16 protein-coding genes are annotated in these 21,463 nt (G+C 42.3%); 11 read left to right on the top strand and 5 right to left on the bottom strand.

Annotation, left to right across the window (positions count from 1 at the left end; translation table 11 throughout):
• Positions 1–219 precede the first annotated feature (219 nt).
• From AK822_RS06665 to AK822_RS06645, 5 genes are all read right to left on the bottom strand, one after another.
• Positions 220–1,887 (bottom strand): thiamine pyrophosphate-dependent enzyme, encoded by a 1,668-nt coding sequence (locus AK822_RS06665; protein ID WP_060492209.1) that lies wholly within the window; start codon positions 1,885–1,887, stop codon positions 220–222.
• Between the two features lie 174 nt (positions 1,888–2,061).
• Positions 2,062–3,489, bottom strand: a complete 1,428-nt coding sequence (locus tag AK822_RS06660) for a sodium:solute symporter family protein (protein WP_060491023.1) — start codon at positions 3,487–3,489, stop codon at positions 2,062–2,064.
• A gap of 310 nt (positions 3,490–3,799) precedes the next feature.
• Positions 3,800–5,047 (bottom strand): Zn-dependent hydrolase, encoded by a 1,248-nt coding sequence (locus AK822_RS06655; RefSeq protein WP_060491022.1) that lies wholly within the window; start codon positions 5,045–5,047, stop codon positions 3,800–3,802.
• 68 nt (positions 5,048–5,115) lie between these two features.
• Positions 5,116–6,177: a histone deacetylase family protein gene (locus tag AK822_RS06650; RefSeq protein WP_060491021.1), complete on the bottom strand. Its 1,062-nt coding sequence runs from the start codon at positions 6,175–6,177 to the stop codon at positions 5,116–5,118.
• Between the two features lie 1,067 nt (positions 6,178–7,244).
• Entirely contained in the window at positions 7,245–8,861 is a 1,617-nt protein-coding gene (locus AK822_RS06645; RefSeq protein WP_060491020.1) for an NAD(P)/FAD-dependent oxidoreductase, read from the bottom strand.
• A gap of 584 nt (positions 8,862–9,445) precedes the next feature.
• On the opposite strand from AK822_RS06645, the gene urtA reads away from it, so the two are divergent.
• The 11 genes from urtA to ureG all read left to right on the top strand — a co-directional run bounded on the left by urtA (position 9,446) and on the right by ureG (position 21,372).
• On the top strand, positions 9,446–10,756 hold the full coding sequence (gene urtA / locus AK822_RS06640) for an urea ABC transporter substrate-binding protein (protein ID WP_060492208.1): 1,311 nt from the start codon (positions 9,446–9,448) through the stop codon (positions 10,754–10,756).
• A 138-nt stretch (positions 10,757–10,894) separates the two neighbouring features.
• Positions 10,895–12,700 (top strand): urea ABC transporter permease subunit UrtB, encoded by a 1,806-nt coding sequence (gene urtB, locus AK822_RS06635; RefSeq protein WP_060491019.1) that lies wholly within the window; start codon positions 10,895–10,897, stop codon positions 12,698–12,700.
• A gap of 10 nt (positions 12,701–12,710) precedes the next feature.
• Positions 12,711–13,781 carry an urea ABC transporter permease subunit UrtC gene (gene urtC / locus AK822_RS06630; RefSeq protein WP_060491018.1) on the top strand — a complete coding sequence of 357 codons (1,071 nt, stop codon included), beginning with the start codon at positions 12,711–12,713 and terminating at the stop codon, positions 13,779–13,781.
• A complete protein-coding gene (gene urtD / locus AK822_RS06625) occupies positions 13,781–14,737 on the top strand; it encodes an urea ABC transporter ATP-binding protein UrtD (protein ID WP_087945583.1) in 957 nt (318 codons plus the stop codon). The genes urtC and urtD overlap by 1 nt, the downstream gene beginning before the upstream one ends.
• A 63-nt stretch (positions 14,738–14,800) precedes the next feature.
• Positions 14,801–15,499: an urea ABC transporter ATP-binding subunit UrtE gene (gene urtE, locus AK822_RS06620; RefSeq protein ID WP_060491017.1), complete on the top strand. Its 699-nt coding sequence runs from the start codon at positions 14,801–14,803 to the stop codon at positions 15,497–15,499.
• A gap of 29 nt (positions 15,500–15,528) precedes the next feature.
• Positions 15,529–16,518, top strand: a complete 990-nt coding sequence (locus tag AK822_RS06615) for an urease accessory protein UreD (protein ID WP_060491016.1) — start codon at positions 15,529–15,531, stop codon at positions 16,516–16,518.
• A 164-nt stretch (positions 16,519–16,682) separates the two neighbouring features.
• Complete coding sequence (ureA, locus tag AK822_RS06610) at positions 16,683–16,985, top strand: urease subunit gamma (protein WP_010200554.1); 303 nt, start codon at positions 16,683–16,685, stop codon at positions 16,983–16,985.
• 74 nt (positions 16,986–17,059) lie between these two features.
• Positions 17,060–19,186, top strand: coding sequence for an urease subunit alpha (gene ureC, locus AK822_RS06605; RefSeq protein ID WP_087945582.1), 2,127 nt, complete (start codon positions 17,060–17,062; stop codon positions 19,184–19,186).
• Between the two features lie 74 nt (positions 19,187–19,260).
• On the top strand, positions 19,261–19,872 hold the full coding sequence (ureE, locus tag AK822_RS06600; RefSeq protein ID WP_060491015.1) for an urease accessory protein UreE: 612 nt from the start codon (positions 19,261–19,263) through the stop codon (positions 19,870–19,872).
• Entirely contained in the window at positions 19,865–20,680 is an 816-nt protein-coding gene (locus AK822_RS06595; protein ID WP_060491014.1) for an urease accessory protein UreF, read from the top strand. Before ureE ends, AK822_RS06595 begins: the two co-directional genes overlap by 8 nt.
• Before the next feature lie 38 nt (positions 20,681–20,718).
• On the top strand, positions 20,719–21,372 hold the full coding sequence (ureG, locus tag AK822_RS06590; RefSeq protein ID WP_045454649.1) for an urease accessory protein UreG: 654 nt from the start codon (positions 20,719–20,721) through the stop codon (positions 21,370–21,372).
• Positions 21,373–21,463 lie beyond the last annotated feature (91 nt).

The raw sequence follows: 21,463 nt of genomic DNA, 5'->3' as shown, positions 1-21,463 counted from the left end.
GTATGTCTTGTCATAACACCTCTTTGTCATAACAAACTAATTAACACCTAAATTGTTAGCTCATTAAGATCTGTAATCATATGCAGCACAAAAAGAAGCCTAACACTTGATGTTAAGCTTCTTTTTGAAAGAATTGAACAGTTTTACCAGCTTGCCTTTATAAATTAACAACTAGCCATAAACAATTATTTTGAAATAATTATCCAATTAATAAAATTATTAAGGATTTAACTCAGCAGGATCAGTAATCACATGCATTACCACTGTTTTGCGATCTTTACTTACAACTCGCATAGCCTCTGCCACTTGCTCTTCGACTCGCTCATTATTATTTACTGTAATACCATGAGCGCCAAAAGACTGCGCCATCAAAGCAAAATCAGGGTTTTGAAGCTGTGTACCTGACACACGATCAGGATAATGAGCCTCTTGATGCTGACGAATAGTACCAAATTGACCATTATCCATAACAATAATCAAAATAGGAGCTTTATAACGTACCGAAGTAGATAATTCTGCCTCGTTCATCATAAACTCACCATCGCCAGTAACAACAACAGATAAACGCTCAGGAGACTCTAAGGCAGCAGCGATACCCGCTGGCACACTATAGCCCATTGCCCCATTCCTACTACTTAACTGACTTGGAAAAATATTCGTTGGTAAAAACTTCTGCGCCCATAGGCAATGATTGCCAGCGCCAAAACTGTAGACAGCATTATCAGGTAACTGTTCAGTCAACGCTTTGATAACTTGAGTCATGCTGGCGTATGTCTGATCAGTATTTGTTTGCTCAGCATTATCAGTTGTTAAGAGCATTTCTGGAAAAGCACAATCTTTTCTTTGCTGCTCATGACAATAGTTAAACCAAGCTTTCCGAGAAGCTGAGCTTGCCAGCGACGCTTGGCTAATTGCTTTAATAAAGCTAATAGGACTAGCAACAATATGCTCAGTCACTGAACCACTATGACCGCGCAAGCTTGTATCTAGATTAACAATATAATTAGGCTTGTCAAAGGACTGGCGCAATGTATACCCATCACTAGCAACGTCCCCTAATACAGTACCTATCGTCAGCACTATATCGGCGTCTTCAATCAATGCAGCACAGTCCTCCGAGCGCCCATAACCTAGGTACCCTGCATGGGCAGGAGATTCAAAAGCCACTCTATCTGAGGCACGCCAATCATGAATAACAGGAATAGCGTTGTCTTCGGCAAACTTGGTTAACTTTTGACAAGTTTGAACGTCCCAGTTTTGACCACCAACGAAGATTAAAGGTTTTTTGGCCGCAGATAGTGAATCAATTAACGATTGTAGCTCTAATTGTGTCACTGCGCCTTGAGCAACAGGAATAACAGGGTAATTTTGACCCTCAAATGGCTGTCGAATAATATCTTCAGGTAATCCAACTACAACAGGTCCTGGTCGACCCTCTAAAGCAGCATGAAATGCTTTGGCAACAACTTCTGATGCCCTAGAGACTTCGTCAAGAATGAAGACTCGTTTACATTGACTACCGAACCACTGTATCGGATCAAACTCTTGGAATGACTCACGCTGCCTATCAGCAACCGGTATAAGTCCGACAAATAGTATCAGCGGCACACCATCTTGCCAAGCCGTATGAATTCCAGTATAAGCTTGCGCAGCGCCTGGACCACGGGTCACCATGGCAACACCAGGTTTACCCGTAAATTTACCATGTGCATCAGCCATATAAGTACACGCAGCTTCGTGACGACAAACAACGGTTTGAATATCAGAGTTATAAAGGCCATCAAGTACTGCTAAATAACTTTCACCCGGCACTATAAAAGCTCGATTTACTCCGTGTTGTTTAAGGCTATTCACAATGGCTTGGCCGCCATGTTTTAAATCACTCATTTTTTGCCCCCAAATTACTTCAAATAGTGTTAGCCATAACGTCATTATTTAAATTATGAATTGTCCAGCTATTCTATGAGCTCCCTTATTGGAATAATCATAGGACAATCACTCTAAGTACTAGTTATTGCTTCTGATTATTAAACACTAATTGAGTAAATAATTTATTAGTTACTAAATATTACTACTGTTATCACTAGTCATTAACGAAACAACAATAACCAATAAGACTGAGATTGGGAAACCAATAAATATCGGATGCAAACCAAATGGATGTCCAAGTATTTGCCAAGTTACTGCGACGATTAACCCAACCCACATGGCAACTATGCCACCTAATCGAGTCGCCTTTTTCCAGAATAAGCCAGCAATGACTGGTGCTAATAAACTTGACACTAACATAGCTGCACCTGTCACCCATAAACCAACTAATTTCGGGATAGATAACGCTAGTAATAAAGAAAAGATCGAAACTATCAGAACTGAAAGGCGACTATACTTTAATAAGCGACTATCAAGATCCGTGCTCTCCTGTAATCTTGGTTTAATGATATCGTTTATAATTGAAGAGGCACCTGCCATACAGAAAGAGTCGGCTGTTGATATAACAGTTGCAAGTAGGGCAATAATCATCACTGCAATCATTGGAAAACTAAATACGTCTCCAATTACTATGTAATAAGTAAGACTAGAATCGATTTCCCCTAGGTTCAACCCAAAGCGGGCCATAACACCGACAGCAATAACCATAAAAGCGGTCAAAGCACCTAAAACAATAGCTATCCAATAGCCATTTCTAGCTATTTTAGCGCTGCCAGCAGCCCAAAATCTTTGCCACAAATCCTGTCTAAGGAACTGATAGGCACCAATAGTTAATAGATAAACAAACACCTCAGAAGGCGAAATACCGAGTATACTTAAAAACTCACTTTGGTTAGCAAGTGCGGCTTGTTTAGATACTTCTTGCAAGCCACCAGAAGCCAAAATCACGACTACAAATAAGACAAAAATACCGACTGTCTGTATCGTCCCATGAAAAGCGTCTTGCCAAATCACGGACTTCATGCCACCGTAATAGGTCTTTAATGTAAGTAGAACCCAACTAATTAAAATACCAGTGGTTATATTTAGTCCCATTGTCAAATTAAGTATTGTGGCAATAGCGGCAAACTGCATTCCTGTCAACGCACAGTTTGCAACCAAAACACTTACAACTGTAGGGATTCTAGCGCCCTCACCAAATCTTAAAACAGTAAAGTCTGCAATCGTTACCATTTGATACTTCTCACCAATTGCCCGAATTCTCTTTAAAAAGAACGCCAGCATCAGCACACCTGAAATGAAAATCGCAAAATTTAGCCATTGCTGCCCCATTCCATATAGAAAACCATTCTGCATGAAACCTAATAGTGTTGCACCACCGACCGCAGTACCTACAAATGTTAAGATAAGAGGAAAGATCGATACAGATCTTCCCGCAACATTATAATCGTCATATGTCTTAATACTTTTCTTATTAATATAAAACGATACACCAAATAAAAATAAGAAATATATAACTACTAAAGAACCTAAAATCAAACTTTCATTTGAACTATACATAATCAAATTCCCTATAGATTGTTGTATATCCTGTAGTAACAATCACTCCAATATCAATACCGAAACAACTGACCACTTTCAGAATGGAGGGAGGTTCTTATATTGAACATCCTTGTTATATTATTAAGTCGAGTAATTGTTCTAATAAATTTTTATATCACTCACCCTCAAGCATTCATCGACAATGAACCATTATCAAAAAAACTTGCTTTGTGAATACTGTAGGGCGTAGGAACGTTACTGATTTATAGAGCACCTCTATACTTTACGATCATGAAATACCTATTGAATGCCTTGCCCATGGTACCTATCAGTTTTCTATGATCGCTGTTTCTAATACCGCATGTAACAACACATTAGTGCCTGCGATCGCCCATTCAGAGGAAATCTCTTCATCTTCATTGTGCGATATACCATCCACGCAAGGGCACATAATCATTGCAGAAGGCGCTACATCTGCTATCCAAAAGGCATCATGTCCAGCACCAGAGCAAATATCAGTATTCGAGTAACCTAACTTACTAGTTGCATCACGAATTATCTTCACTAGTTTAAGGTCAAAGGCTACAGGATCTTTGTGCCCTACTACCTCTATTGAACAGCCCACATCAAACTCTGATGATATTTGATGCACCCTAGCTTCTATCTGATTACATAGCTTATCGAATTTATTTTGCGAAGCTGCCCTGATATCTATAGTAAATACCACTTTACTTGGAAGGACATTGCGAGAGTTTGGAGAAACGTCAATCTTACCAACTGAAACTGCGGTATTAGGTTGATTGTCCATGACCAAATCATGGGTAACATGAATTATTTTAGCCATTGCCAAGGAAGCGTTTGACCTCATTGTCATGGGTGTCGAGCCAGTATGTGCAGCCTTACCTGTCAACGTCACTTCAAGAGCAGCCAGACCTTGACCATGCGTCACAACCCCTATCAACTTATCTTCTGCCTCTAAGATGGGACCTTGTTCAATATGATATTCATAATAAGCATGTATCTCCGGCTTCCCTACGGGCATATTGCCCAGCCAACCTGTACGTATTAACTCATCTTTTATACTAATGCCGTCTGGATCTGTACAATTGTATGCGTATTCGAGATCATATTTACCCGCATAGACGCCTGATGCAATCATGGATGGTGCAAAACGTGAACCTTCTTCATTTGTCCAGTTTGCGACTACAATTGGATGCTTAGTTTTAATGTTATGCTCATTAAGTGAGCGCAAAACTTCTAACCCAGCTAAAACGCCTAAAATACCATCATATCTACCGCCAGTAGGTTGCGTATCGAGATGAGAACCTATCATGACGGGCAGTGCATTTGGATCAGTACCCTCTCTAAAGGCAAACATAGAACCAAGTTCATCAATTTTTACGACCATATTCTCAGTTTTACACCAATTTTTGAAAAGGGTGCGGCCTTCACTATCTTCGTCTGTTAGTGCCTGTCTATTACTACCACCAGCAATACCTGGACCAACCTTCGCCATATCCATCAAAGATGCCCATAAGCGAGTCTCGTTGCCAATGATCTCAGCATTTTTTATCATTTTAGTACGACCTTCATAGATTCTAATTTCGTTAGATAGCTCAATAAACAATCAATCACTGACTACAACTAGTCATTATTAATGATTTTTTCCGCAGTAAACCCAGAGAGGAAAGCTTGTAAGTTTTCATTGAGCTTTTCTATACAATACCCTCCTTCGACCAGCACAATGACCGGTTTGTTTATTGCTTGGATTTTCTCTGCCAAAATTTTGAAGCCTTCAGTGCTAACATGACATTTGGCTTGTGGATCATCTTTATAAACATCAAACCCTAAAACATGAACAATAACGTCTGGGTCAAAGAGTTTTAGAGCGTCGATTGATTGATCGACGTAATGAAAAAATCCGGATTCATCTGTGCCATGTGGCATTGGAAAATTGATGTTATATCCATAGCCCGCCCCTACACCTCGTTCGTGCTCATGACCTGCGACTACTGGATAAAAATTAATAGGACTGCCATGTACAGACGTATATAACACATCACTACGGTCGTAGAATAATTCCTGAATGCCCTGACCGTGATGCATATCCGTATCTATAATGGCAATTTTTTGAAATTTCTGACGAAGATGTTCAGCGATGATGGCAGCATTATTTAGATAACAAAAACCACCTGCCGCGCTCTTGCGAGCATGATGCCCTGCAGGTCTAGTTAGACATATTTGTACCTTATTCTCATTAGAGTTTTGATGATCTGCATCATTCAATAAGCAATCAGCCGCGTTGAGAGCCGTTTGAGCTGACCAGTAAATAGAATCCCACGAATGTTCACCGATAGGGGCACTACCATCCGCTTGATATTTGGCGGCTTTTGCCAAAATACCTAAGCCATCATTATTATTTGGCATGTAGATAGTAGTCTGGACCTCTTCACCCATATCTTCGTCTACCGCTATCCACTCACTATAAGCGTTCTTCAAAAAATTCACGTACCCCAAGTCGTGCACTGCTAAAATCGGGGCGATACCTATCTCTTTAGCCATCGTGATTTTCAAGTTTAGAGCTTCTGGTGCTTTTAAAAGCTCAGTCAAACGCTCAGGCTTTTCTTGCGGCTGACGCATTTTCCCTCGAGAAAAATAGCTTTTCGGATGATGAAGCATTTGATTTTCGTGGTTATAAATTTTCATTTTGAACGTTTCCTTGTTTCTAAATTACTTAAAATTATATTAAAAATCCTAATACACTTACTAAAGTATATCTGGCTACAACCTATGGGATATAGCTATAATTAATAGGTTTTACTTGTTTCTCTCTAATATATGTTGCTGAAAAGTTACAGTCAAACGTTATAAATTAATAGCATATATAAGCACAGCTAATATCTATAAAGTTCATTTTATAAGAAACTGATTGATTAAAATTACAATTTAACTTGTAATTAGAGATTAAAAAAAAGAATATATGTGAAAGCACCCAAACGTCATCAGTGTGTTGTATGAAAAGATGCTGTTTGAGCTATGCTGAAGAATCTTTACAATTAAAATTGCTAAACTAAGCGTATTAACCGAAGTTTGTCATGACAAAAAAACCAGAACACAAAATGACAAATTTAAAGCCAAGGCTGTCAAGAAGATAGCCATATCGGAAAAGAATAAACGCCAATTTATAATGTTCGAAGAGGAACGAGGGGTATTAGAGGATAAAGCGACGCACTGTTTCGCCCTGATGCAAGACAAAAACTATGCTCATAGTGTGATTAGTATTAAAAAAAGTTTGGTCTATAGATCACCAAGCAAGGTATGGTCTGACTTTTATCATCAACCTGCGTAATTAAAATACCCCAGATTTAACTGTACGGATTTGATAGCGGAGGTCAGACAATTTGAAAAAAGTAGCATTTACACTATCATTTTAGTCAATTACGGTATTATTTACGGTATTTTTATTTTCCGAACTTATAAAAGCATTATTTATCATTAACTTAACGTATTAATTTGAATTCTGGTGGGCGCACCATCAAACATTGTCAAAAGTAATCAAAAGACCTCACAGCCTATCAGTTGTGGGGTCTTTTAACGTCTTATCGCATCATAACATTGCATAACTGACGATGTATTTTCATACAGCATACCTGCAAAACACAAAAAAGCCTTTCACGCTATTAAGTATAAAGCTTGAAAGGCTTTTTTGATCGCATATTTTTATCTAAGTAAGCGTTTTAATATTGGGGTTTGCTTACAATTTACAGCCGCTCTTACTCTATCTTCAACATCGATTTCGCTACAGCTTCGGCCACTTTAATGCCATCAATCCCTGCTGATAATATACCTCCTGCGTAACCAGCGCCCTCGCCTGCAGGGAATAAGCCTTTGGTGTTAATGCTTTGGAATTCTTTATTGCGTTTAATGCTGATGGGTGACGATGTTCTGGTTTCTACGCCAGTGAGTAACCCATCATCAGATGAAAATCCTTGGATTTTTTTATTAAACGCTGGAATGGCTTCACGTATGGCATCCACGGCAAAGTCAGGTAACGCTTTGCTTAAGTCAGTTAAAGTAATGCCCGGTGTGTAGGAGGGTTTTACATCGCCTAATTCTGAGTCTGGTTTACCTTTTAAGAAATCGCCAATGGTTTGCGCTGGTGCACTGTAGTCTTTGCCGCCCAATTCAAACGCTAAAGTTTCTAGTTGTCTTTGTAATTCGATACCAGCAAGAGGGTGGTTTGGGTAATCTCGCTCTGGGTCTATGCCGACAACAATAGCACTGTTGGCGTTACGCTCGTTCCTTGAATATTGGCTCATGCCGTTAGTGACCACACGGCCTTCTTCTGATGTTGCGGCAACAACGGTTCCGCCTGGACACATACAGAAGCTATAAACAGAACGACCATTTTTACAATGATGAACCAGTTTGTAATCCGCAGCGCCAAGTATTTCGTTTCCAGCATTGTCACCAAAGCGTGCTTGATCTATGGTTGATTGTTTATGTTCAATCCTAAAGCCAATCGAGAAAGGTTTTGCTTCAACATATACGCCTTTATCATGGATCATTTGGAAGGTATCACGGGCACTATGACCAACAGCAAAAATAACATGGTTAGTTTTTAAGATTTCGCCACTATTAAGTGTCACGCCAGTTACTTTTGAGTCAGTTATATGTAAGTCGTCTACGCGAGTAGCAAAACGGACTTCACCACCGAGTTTTATGATCTCGGCACGCATTTTTTCTACCATAGTGACTAACTTATAAGTACCTATGTGCGGTTTACTGACAAATAAAATTTCCTCTGGTGCGCCAGCTTTTACAAACTCAGTCATGACTTTACGGCCATAATGATTTGGATCTTTCACTTGGCTATATAGTTTGCCGTCGGAAAAAGTACCCGCTCCGCCTTCACCGAACTGTACGTTAGATTCTGTATTTAATTTACGCTGACGCCAAAAACCAAAGGTATCTTTGGTGCGTTGTCTGACTTCATTACCACGTTCAATAATGATAGGTTTAAAACCCATTTGAGCAAGGGTCAGTGCTGCTAACAAACCACAAGGTCCAAAACCAATAACAACAGGACGCTCAGTTAAATCTTTTGGCGCTTCACCTACATATTTGTAGCTGGTGTCTGGTGTTGCTTTGACATGGTTGTCTGACTCAAACTGAACCAGTAAATCATTGGTCAAATCCGAGTCGGTAAGGGTGATGTCTAGCGTATAAATTAATTGGATATTTCTTTTATTACGAGCATCATAACCACGTTTAAACATCACAAATGACGCCATTTGCTCAGCAGAGATTTTAAGTTTTGTCGTTATAGCCGTCGCTAGATCTTCAGGCGCATGATTTAATGGCAATTTAATTTCAGTTAAACGTATCATTGGGTACTCATAAACTCGTGTAGAAAACAGTCTCGCATTTTACTGGTACTGGTACAAATAAGCGAATAAATATTTTACTTACGCAGGGTAAATTTACGGTTTCTTCAGCATAGATCAGCACCCTATTATAAAAAATAAATGTCAGACTTCATCCCAAGCTAGCTACCAAGCGTAATGGCTAACGTGCTTTAGCCAAAGACAAAACCTACCTTTAGTTGAGTTAACATCATTTAGTACGTTTGCTTCTTAATTTCCTTCTGTTCACACTTTCTGAACTCAAAAAAACATCGCTTCTGATGTCGTCATTTTTTATACCACTTTAGCATTTCTTAACCAGACATAAATGGTGCATAGAAAATCATAAAAACCAATTATGGTGCAAAGAAGTGCCCTAGTCCCTGATAAAGACCGATATTGGTGCATTTGTCTTGTATTTTATATTGGCATAGATATTGAAGTATTAATCATAGTTAGGAATGGCTCGTTCACTCGGCCTACCAGGCTGCTACTTTATCTTTTTGGAGAAATATATGTCTTTATTGCCAACGCTTATCACTGCTACTTCTATAAGTACAAATTATCGTATCGACTCAAAATTGACATCACGTTTGTCTCTACTAGCAGTAGCCGTTGTAGGTAGCTTAAGTCTTATAGGTTGTCAAAAACCTGCAGAAACTAGCGCTGAGACCAATTCTACAGCCACAAAAACGGAAACCTCTGCGACGACTGCTACCCCAACGGCAGATGGTGACACCATCAAAGTAGGTATCTTGCATTCTTTATCTGGAACGATGGCCATCTCTGAAACATCATTAAAAGATACTGCGCTCATGACCATTGATGAAATTAATGCCAATGGCGGTGTGTTGGGCAAGCAGCTAGAGCCAATCGTCGTAGATCCCGCTTCTGATTGGCCGTTATTCGCTGAAAAAGCACGTCAGCTGTTAACCCAAGATAAAGTTGATGTGATATTTGGAGGTTGGACATCGGTGTCACGTAAGTCCGTGCTGCCTGTCGTTGAAGAGTTAAATGGACTCATGTTTTATCCGGTGCAGTACGAGGGTCAAGAGCAGTCAGAAAACATTTTCTACACTGGTGCTGCACCGAACCAACAAGCCATTCCTGCCGTTGAATATTTAATGAGTCCGGAGGGTGGTAGTGCAGAACGCTTTGTCTTACTTGGGACAGACTATGTTTATCCTCGGACTACTAACCAGATACTGCGGGCTTTCTTAAAATCTAAAGGCGTCGCTGAAACAGATATCATGGAAGAGTACACCCCTTTCGGTTTTAGCAACTATCAGACCATCGTTGGCAATATTAAAAGCTTCTCTACTGGTAAAAAGACGGCGGTTATCTCTACCATTAATGGGGACTCAAACGTACCCTTTTATCGTGAGCTTGCCAATCAGGGTATTAAAGCCTCTGATATCCCAGTCATGGCATTCTCAGTAGGAGAAGAAGAGCTTCGCGGTATCGATACCAGCTTATTGCAAGGGCATTTAGCGTCATGGAACTACTTTATGTCGGTTAAAAATCCTGTCAACAGCGACTTCACTAAAAAGTATAAGAAATATGCGCTGGATCATAAGCTACCCAATGCTGATAAAGTCGTGACAAATGATCCTATGGAAGCCACCTACGTGGGTATCAATATGTGGAAACAAGCAGTCGAAAAAGCTGGTACTACTAATGTCGATAAAGTGCGTATTAGTATGGGAGGTCAGACTTTTGACGCTCCATCAGGGTATACATTGAAAATGGATGAGGAAAACCATCATTTATGGAAGCCTGTCATGATCGGTCAAATCCGTGCCGATGGTCAGTTCGATGTGATCAGCAAAACGCCAAAAGTCATTCGTGCTGAGCCATGGAGTCAGTACATTCCTAAATAAGGTTGCGGTCACCTAAACCGTAATCCTTAGCCCTTAGCCCCTTAACGGTATCAATACCAGCAACCCTTTAGCTCCTCTACTGATAAAACAGTTTTCAGTAGAAGTTAGAGGAGTGTTGACTGCAAAAAAGGAACCATCATGTCACATTACCCTTCCTATTATAAAAGTGTCGCGCAAGCCAATTATTTTAACAAGACTTTTGTCATCACCTTACTATCTTTACTCCTTCTCATTGCTATCACATCAGCTGCTCATGCTCACGAGACACCAGCAGTACACAGCCACGAGCGCGATGAGGCAGTATCTAGTAATACTGTGGCAGCGACATCCACTGCTGTAAGTGAAGAGATCTTACCTGCTCAAGACGACACCTTGCTTGCTCAAAACAAGCAGTCTCTAACAACATCAGCTAATCTTGCGATAAGTAAAGGGGATGCTATCGAGCAGTTCGTTGCTGCTGACTTCACCAAGCGCCAAACCATGCTCAATCAGTGGCCGGGGTCAGTGGAGAGTTTGGATACTTTAGTTGAGCTGATAAAAAACGATGAGCTATACCAAGGTAATGGTGGGCAAACTTATCTACTTAACAGCGAAGATGAGCTATTTACTTATCCTGCTAAGCAGCTGACCACCGAGTGGCCGAGTGACTTGGCGCAAGTGACTTTGACCAATACGCTACGCTCAGCCTTAGTATTTGGACAAGCCAAGGTTAAGCTTGAGTCAAACGATCCTACGCAACGTGTGCAAGCAGTTGCCATCTTAGCGGACAATATCGAACAGCTAGATCCAGCACTCATAAGTACTGCTGCCACCAATGAGCAAGACGACGACGTCAAAACGGCGTTGAGTACTTTACAAGCGAGGATTGATTTTAGAGACGGCGACGTTACTACCCAAATTGCCGCGCTTACCGTGCTTGCTGATAGCGATAGCCCACAAGTCTTAGTTGATGTTAAAAAAGCATTGGCGGCAGATGATATCGATCCTGTGCTCAAATCTGCGCTGTTAGACGCTGAGGATAGTATTGAGCAGCGCATTACCATCAGTACTTGGATCGGTCATCTATTCACAGGGCTTAGTACGGCAAGCATCTTACTACTCGCGGCATTAGGGCTTGCCATTACCTTTGGTCTGCTTGGGGTCATCAATATGGCTCATGGTGAGCTCATTATGATTGGTGCTTACGCCACTTATATGGTGCAAAATCTCTTTCAAGCGTATTTTCCTAGTATGACTGGATGGTATCTGGTTGCTGCTATACCCGTTGCTTTTTTAGTTAGTGCCATTATTGGCATGGTTATCGAACGAATCATTATTCGCCCGCTTTATGGTCGTGAGCTTGAAACCTTATTGGCAACCTTCGGTGTCAGTCTGATTCTCATGCAGTTGGTTCGGATGATATTTGGCGCGCAAAACGTCGAAGTCAGCAATGTCGACTGGTTGAGCGGTGCCTATCAAGTCTCCTCGAGCCTTGTGCTTCCCTTCAATCGTATCGCTATTATTGGCTTTACCATCATTATTCTTATGCTACTGGTGTACTTACTGAACAAGACTCGCTTTGGGTTGTTTGTGCGCGCTGTCACTCAAAACCGGCAAATGGCACGTGCAGTTGGTATCTCATCTGCTCGCATCGATATGTTGGCTTTTGGACTTGGCTCGGGTCTCGCAGGTCTCGCTGGCTGTGCTTTGGCGCAAGTAGGCAATGTCGGACCCGACTTAGGTCAAACTTATATTATTGATGCGTTCTTAGTCGTCGTGGTTGGCGGTGTTGGGCAAGTATGGGGCGCGGTATTGGCATCTTTAGGTCTTGGTGTCAGTGGTACGGTGCTTGAGATTGGCATTGGTGCTGTGATGGCTAAGATTGTGTTACTGGTTCTTGTGATTTTGTTTATTCAAAAACGTCCACAAGGTTTATTCGCCCTCAAAGGCCGTTTTGTGGATTAAGGAGAACCTCATGCGTTTGACTCAATTATTATCTGACTCCCCACGTAATGCCATTCTGATTGGTTTGTGTTTTTTAGTGCTATTGATATTGCCTTGGCTCCATTTATTACCTGAAACCTCTAGTTTTCACCTGTCTGCTTACTGGATAACTTTGATTGGTAAAATAATGGCGCTCGCCATGGTAGCACTGGCTTTAGACTTGGTCTGGGGCTATGCCGGCATTCTAAGCTTAGGTCATGGTCTTTATTTTGCATTAGGAGGTTATGCCTTTGGCATGTACTTGACGCGTGAAACTGCTGGTACGGGCTTGCCAGATTTTATGCGTTTCTTAAGTTGGACCGAATTGCCGTGGTATTGGGCAGGCACTCAACATTTCTGGTGGGCAATGGCTTTAGTGGTATTAGTTCCGGGTCTGGTCGCTTTTATCTTTGGCTATTTTGCTTTTCGCTCAAAAATTAAAGGCGTTTATTTTTCGATTATTACTCAGGCCATGACCTACGCGGCAGCTTTACTGTTTTTCCGTAACGAAACAGGCTTTGGTGGTAACAATGGCTTCACAGGTTTTACGACGCTATTAGGTTATGACATCACGGCCTCTTCAACGAGGACTCTGCTGTGCTTTACGACCGCTTTGGCGCTGCTACTGTCATATCTTGGACTACGCTATCTGATGAGCCAGCCTTACGGGCGTGTACTCGGTGCCATCCGTGATAGTGAAAATCGCTTGCAATATCTAGGCTATCGCACGCTTTGGTACAAGCTTTCAGCTTGGGTATTGTCTGCAATAATAGCTGGTATCGCTGGTGCTCTATATGTACCGCAAGTTGGCATCATTAATCCAGGTGAGATGAACCCCGTCAACTCTATCGAGATGGCAGTATGGGTGGCTGCTGGAGGTAGAGGTTCATTAATCGGTGCCATTGTAGGCGCTGGTACAATTAATGTGATTAAAACGTATTTTACCGTCGCCTATCCGGAGTTTTGGTTACTTATTCTAGGTGGATTATTTGTGGTGGTTACTTTATTTCTCCCTAACGGCATCATTGGCGTACTTGATCGTTTTAAAAAGGAAAAAGAATAATGTTAATAACTAATGCTGCTACTTCCCAAAAAGTTACTAACGATACGCTTGTTAAAAACAATCCTAGTATCAATAATCCAATGAAAAAATCTAAAAATACACCACACATAACGGTCGCAGAAAACACGCCTACCCGACCAGTCACTACTTTGGCTGAAGATTACGGAGATAGCGGTGGCTTAGCGCATCCTGTTCCCAAATCAGGGCCAGATATGAGACATGGTATTGCGCTGTATTTAGAAGACGTTAGCGTGTGGTTTGACTCGTTCCGCGCACTCAATGATTTATCTTTATATATTGAGGCAGGCGAGCTACGCTGCATCATCGGCCCTAATGGCGCAGGCAAAACAACTTTAATGGATGTTATTACGGGTAAAACGCGCCCCACTAAAGGCAGTGCATTTTTCGGTCAAGTACATAATTTAGCCAAACTATCTACCGAAGAAATAGCGGAAGCAGGCATTGGCCGTAAGTTTCAAAAACCTACCGTATTTGAGAAATTTACCGTACTTGATAACTTAATGCTGGCTGCGCCAAAGGACAAACGGGTATCAAAGAGCTGGTTTACTCGTATTGACACAGAAATCCAAGATACCCTTGACTCAACGCTTGATCAAATACGCCTAAAAGAGCTGATTAACAAGCCAGCAGGACTATTATCTCATGGTCAAAAGCAGTGGCTAGAGATTGGAATGTTACTGATGCAAAGACCAAAACTTATCTTACTTGATGAACCAGTAGCAGGCATGACCGATGCCGAAACTGAACATACCGCTGAGTTATGTCTACGCCTAAAAAAGAATCACACCTTGATCGTGGTTGAGCATGACATGACCTTTATTGATGCCATAAGTGAGAAAGTAACGGTTTTGGCAAATGGCGCTATTTTGGCTGAAGGCACGTTGAGTGAAGTACAGAATAATGAGGCCGTTATTGAGACCTATTTGGGTCGGTAATAAGCTCAGGTCGATAACAAATAGTAACACTTAGAAATAGACCTAAAAAATAGAGGTGCTTATATGTTAGAAATCAATGCCATAAATCAATATTACGGTGGCAGTCACATTTTACGTGATGTCACCCTCGCCGCCCCTGTAGGAGAATGTAGCGTGGTACTGGGTCGTAATGGCGTCGGTAAAACCACCTTGCTTAAATGCTTGATGGGCATCCTACCAATAAAATCAGGTGAGATTTTATTAGACGGTAAGGATATTAGTCAGATGACGCCTGAGCAGCGTGTGCGCGCAGGACTCGCTTATGTGCCGCAAGGACGCGATATCTTTTCCACCTTAACCGTTGAAGAAAACATTCTGATTGGAATGGCGAAATTCTCTCAACGTAAAGCAAGTAAAGTACCCAAACACTTATATGATATATTTCCAGTGCTGGACGAAATGAAGCATCGCCGCGGTGGCGATCTATCAGGCGGTCAGCAGCAGCAGCTCGCTATTGCTCGTGCGCTTGCATCAGAGCCTCGAGTACTAGTACTTGATGAGCCGACTGAAGGTATCCAACCGTCCATTATTAAAGACATTGGTAGAGTCATTCGTAGTCTTGCTATTAAAGGTGATATGGCAATTGTTTTAGTCGAGCAGTTTTATGAATTTGCAGAAGAGCTTGCCGATAACTATACCGTGCTTTCTAGAGGACAAGTGGTAGCTCAAGGGGCTGGATGTGACATGGCAAAAAACAATATTCAAGAGTTGGTGGCAATCTAAAAGGACACTTTCTAAAAGGGAACACAATTTTGATTTGGCAATCCTCACTACAGCTCCATTTCGACTGCGCCTCTAATGCTGCAAAAACTCGGCTGTATCATCGTGCCCATACTGGCGCACTCATGGTGCAGCGCGCTCTGTATCCTGAGCCTGATAGTACTGATAACAGCCAAGCAGGGATTTGCCATATTTATGTATTGTATCCTCCTGCTGGTATTGCTGATGATGACCGCTTAACATTGGAATTTGATCTACAATCTAACAGCCATGCGGTGATTACCACCCCTGGAGCCGGTAAATGGTACGGGCAACGCAAATCGTTGCGTTCCTCTAGACCCAGCTACTCATCAAAATTTAACAACGGCACTCAATCGGCAAACAGCAACACTTCTAACGACTATTTTAATGATGTTGTCAGCGCAGAACAGCATATCGACGCCCGCCTCGATGACCACGCTGTCCTAGAATGGCTACCCCAAGAAAGCATCTATTACGATTATTCCAACTCTAATGCGAACAACCGCTTTTATTTAGCTAAGACAGCAAGTTTGTTGACTTGGGATATTGCGGTATTTGGACGTCAAGCGTATCAAGAGACGTTTGCTAATGGTCATTATGTTAACCGCTTAGAGATATGGCGTGAGGGCAATTTATTGGTTAATGAATGTACCTCCCAGCAAGCAAATGCGCGCTGGTTTATCTCACCATTAGGACTGAATAATCAACATGTGCATGGCTCTTTTTGGGCAATACCTAGCACAGAGGTCATTGCGCCTGAGTTACAGAATAATCCGCTCAAGCTCGGCCAATATTTAGATGCCACTATTACCGATCTACGCCATCTCATTGATCAGCAGTCACTACCTATTCACTGTACTCACAATTTTCAAGGTATCAACTGCCGTTATTTAGGAGCAGATGTGCGCGCTTGCTTTGAGGCTTTTTACCAAATTCGCGAGCTTATCAGGTCTAAATGGTACGCACTTGAGCCTCATCGACCAAGGATTTGGGACACTTAATATCATGTGCTCCGACTTAATCTCATCCTTAAACAGTGCTGAATCAAACCAGAATAACTATACTTAGTACATTTAACTTAGTACATTTAACTTAGCCTATTTACTTTATAAAGATTAAAGACGAATCATAGCCTTTAAAGCACAATAATTATTAAGGAAGCTTTATGCAATTAAATCCTACCGAAAAAGATAAACTTTTACTATTTACCGCAGGCATGGTGGCGGAACGTCGTAAAAACCGCGGCGTCAAGCTCAATTATCCTGAGTCTATCGCTTACATTAGCATGTTACTAATGGAAGGCGCGCGTGATGGCAAAACCGTGGCACAACTGATGAGTGAAGGAGCCACTTATCTTTCTGCCGATGACGTCATGGAAGGCATCGCAGAGATGATACATGATGTCCAAGTTGAAGCCACTTTTCCTGATGGCACTAAGCTGGTGACGGTACATAACCCCATCGTGTAGCTTACTTGCTATAAAGCCGTATAAAACGATATTGAACGAGAGCCATTGCCATAAGACGATTAAGGATAACAAAAATGACGATAAAAGCAGGCGAATATAATATTAAAGCAGGCGATATGGCTTTGAATGCTGGTCGATATGTTCAAAACATAACGGTAATCAATACCGGCGACCGCCCTATTCAAATCGGTTCTCACTATCACTTCTATGAAGTCAATGTAGCACTGAGCTTTGATCGAGAGTCGACGCTTGGCTATCGACTCAATATCCTATCTGGCACTGCGGTACGTTTTGAGCCAGGACAAGCGCGCGAAGTGGAACTGGTTGCCATCTCAGGTAGACAGCACATTTATGGTTTTTCGGGCAAAGTTATGGGCGCTGTAGACCCTAAAACCTCTCAAAACACCTCGAAAAAACGCATTGACCGACGTATTTACGCCGAACATTTTGGCCCTACCACAGGGGACAAAGTACGCTTGGCAGATACAAATTTATGGCTTGAAGTTGAATATGACTTGACCAGTCACAGTGACCAGCATACTGATAGCGTTAGCATTGGTGAAGAGGTCAAATTTGGTGGCGGCAAGGTAATCCGCGATGGGATGGGTCAATCACAGCTGCTGGGTGAGCAAGTTGCCGATACTATTATTACCAATGCTTTGATTGTGGACTACAGCGGTATCTATAAGGCAGATGTCGCTATCAAAGAGGGTCGTATCAGTGGCATTGGTAAAGCTGGCAACCCTGATATTCAGCCTAATGTGACGTTACCTATTGGCGCTGCTACCGAAATTATCGCAGGAGAAGGTAAAATATTAACTGCTGGTGGGATCGATAGCCATATTCACTTCATTGCACCGCAGCAGTGTGAGACGGCATTGATGTCTGGTGTAACCACGATGTTAGGCGGTGGTACGGGACCTGCTGAAGGTACTCTTGCCACCACTTGTACGCCTGGTGCTTATCATATTCACAGCATGCTAAAAGCCACTGATGCTATTCCGATGAACATCGGATTCTTGGGTAAAGGCAACGTCAGTTTATCTGCCCCCATTGTAGAGCAGATTGAAGCGGGTGCTATCGGGCTTAAGCTTCATGAAGACTGGGGCTCCACGCCCAAAGCCATTGATAACTGCCTTAGCGTGGCTGAAGAATATGATGTGCAAGTGGCGATTCATACTGATACGTTAAATGAAAGCGGCTATTTAGATAGCACTCTAGGCGCGTTTAAAGACCGCTGTATTCACACCTTCCATACCGAAGGCGCTGGCGGCGGTCATGCCCCAGATATCTTAAAAGCTATTGGCGAAACCAATGTTTTACCCTCATCAACCAACCCGACGCGCCCTTTCACCATTAATACCATTGACGAGCATCTCGACATGCTCATGGTTTGTCACCATTTAAGCCCAGCCATTGCTGAAGATGTCGCTTTTGCAGAAAGTCGTATTCGTAAAGAAACCATTGCCGCCGAAGATATTTTACAAGACATGGGTGCCATCTCCATGATGAGTAGTGATTCGCAAGCGATGGGACGCGTGGGAGAAGTCATTATTCGCACGTGGCAAACGGCTGATAAAATGAAAGCCCAACGTGGTCATCTGGCTCCTGATCAATCAGCTAAAACTGAGCAAGCATTAGAAAATATCATGCTCAGTCCTACGGACTCTGATAGCAGCAATGATAATTTTCGTATCAAACGCTACCTCGCAAAATACACCATCAACCCTGCCATCACTCATGGCATTAGTGACGAAGTGGGATCCATTGAAGTAGATAAATGGGCGGATTTAATTTTATGGTCGCCGGCATTTTTTGGCGTAAAGCCCGACCTTATTATTAAAGGCGGCTTGATTGCGGCAGCGTCCATGGGTGACCTCAATGCTTCCATTTCAACCCCGCAGCCTGTGCACTATCGCAGTCTGTTTGGTAGCTTCCCCAAGACAGTAGCGCAGACTTGCATCACCTTTATGTCAAGTGCGGCTATTGATAAGGGTGTTGATAGGCAATTAGGACTAGAAAAGGTCATTAAAGCGGTACACAACATTCGTAAGGTACGTAAACAAGACATGAAGTTTAATAGCTACTGTCCTAAGATGGAGGTTAACCCAGAAACCTATGAAGTGTACGCCGATGGTGAGCTGTTGACCTGTGAGCCTGCCGACTATCTACCGATGGCACAGCGCTATTTTTTATTCTAGCTACTTTTTATTGTCGTGCTGATAATCTACCATCAGCTGTCAACCATCTACTTTAACGGACTATAAACATAATTATGAACATTTATACGCAACGTCTTGATCTATCAACCCTTAGCGCTGAACAACAAGCAATTATTGATAGGCAAAAACAGGCAGAAAACTTTTTATATTTAGATTTCGACACCCGTCAGCGTAGCCGTTTTAAAGCAGAAACACAGCACCAAGATACCATTGGTGTCGATTTGCCACGTACGGAAACCATTAAGAATGGCAGTGTGCTGGCAGACCATCAAGGCAACTTGATACAAATAATAGCTGCTAAGCAAGCTTTGATAGAAGTAACCGCTGATAATGGCTTTGACCTTATGAAAGGCGCTTACCATTTAGGCAACCGCCATGTTCCTTTAATGCTGACACCTAATGCACTGTACTTTGAGCCTGATCATGTTTTAGAAGCGATGTTAAATCAACTTGGCCTACATACCCAAGCCGTACAAGCGCCATTTGAGCCAGAAACGGGTGCGTATAAAGGTGAGCACGGCGGACATTCTCACTCTCATAGCCACAATCGTGATCACAGTCACAGTCATGAACATAGCGGTAACCATCAGCACAATCACTCTGACGCTCACAGCCATAGCCATAGCCATAGCCGTAGCCGTAATCATGAGCATACTCATGACTAATCACGCCACGCACTCCCAGCATCCTGCCAGTACCGCACAAGGTATAAATGATCTGAATAATACAGAGGTAACTGGACGTTTGCTCATGCTGGCGTCAAGCAACCTACCTATTGGCAGTTATACCTACTCGCAAGGCATAGAGCCTGCTATCGAGTCAGGGCTCATTCACGACGAAAGCAGTGGTTTAGCGTTTATGAGTGACTATTTGGAGCTGGCATTGTGTCGTTATGAGCTACCGCTACTGGCGCTGATGATAGAGGCAATTATGATTAATGATGTGGCGCTGACTGATGCTTTAGGTGCCGATTATCACGCTAGCCGCGAAACCAAAGAGTTCGTCTATGAGTCAAGTCAATTGGCGCTGTCTTTATCCGCATGGCTAGATAATGTTCTTGAGCTTAATGTGCCTGATAGCTTACTCGCTCATGGGTTTTTGCCACTGTTTGCCCATATTAGCTCGCACTGGCAATTTAACCCTGTACAAGCCATGACCACCTACGCCTTTGGTCAAATCGAAAATATGGTGCTGGCTGCGGTCAAAACCGTACCGCTTGGACAAATGGCAGGACAGCGCATCATTTGGCAGCTGCAACAGTTATTAAGTCAGCAAATACAGCCACTGGCTGCTAACGTCCAGCAAAAATTTTCGCACGTTCAACATATGGCGTTAATGACTGATTGCTCTGATATAACAACATTTAAGCTAAATCTTCTCTATCAACAGCTACATATGTCCGCCAACCTACCAAATTTAGCCATACTGTCTTGTCAGCATGAAAGGCAATACAGCCGCCTATTTCGCTCTTAATCGCTAATAAACACAACTCTCATCAAGGAACTTTATCTATGGCACTAACACCCAAAGTCGAAAACAAAAATTTAGAAACGACGCTCTCTCCGCTACGTTTAGGCATTGGCGGCCCTGTAGGCTCAGGAAAAACGGCATTGACGCTGAGACTATGTCAACGCCTGCGGGATGATATTAATATGGCCGTGGTAACTAATGATATTTATACCAAAGAAGACTCTGAATTTTTAACCCGCAATGAGGCGATGCCAGCTGAGCGCATTCGCGGTGTTGAAACCGGTGGCTGCCCGCATACTGCCATCCGTGAAGATGCCTCAATTAACTTATCTGCCATCGCCGAATTACAGCAGCAATTTGCAGGTCTTGAGCTTATTATCATCGAGTCTGGTGGTGATAATTTGGCAGCAACTTTTAGCCCTGAATTGTCCGACTTGACACTATATGTCATTGACGTGTCTGCAGGCGATAAAATTCCTCGTAAAGGCGGCCCTGGTATCATGAAATCGGACTTACTCATTATCAATAAAACCGACCTTGCCCCTTTCGTAGGCGCGTCACTTGAGGTGATGGCACATGATGCCAAAAAAATGCGCGGTGATAAGCCGGTGGTATTTAGTAACATGAAAACAGGCGAAGGTCTTGATGACATTGTTGCTTTTATCTTAGATAAAGGCATGTTAAGTGTGGCGTAGAATGCCTTAGGTAATGGCATCAATAAGTGCTCTACAAACCGCTGATGGATCAGTGGATTATCAGTCATTTTTTATATCGATTTGTTTATTT

Origin of the sequence: Psychrobacter sp. P11F6 (assembly GCF_001435295.1) — a bacterium.
In the GTDB taxonomy this organism is placed as follows: domain Bacteria; phylum Pseudomonadota; class Gammaproteobacteria; order Pseudomonadales; family Moraxellaceae; genus Psychrobacter.
Note: the sequence above shows the minus strand (reverse complement) of the source record. Positions and strands in the feature narration are given on the sequence as shown.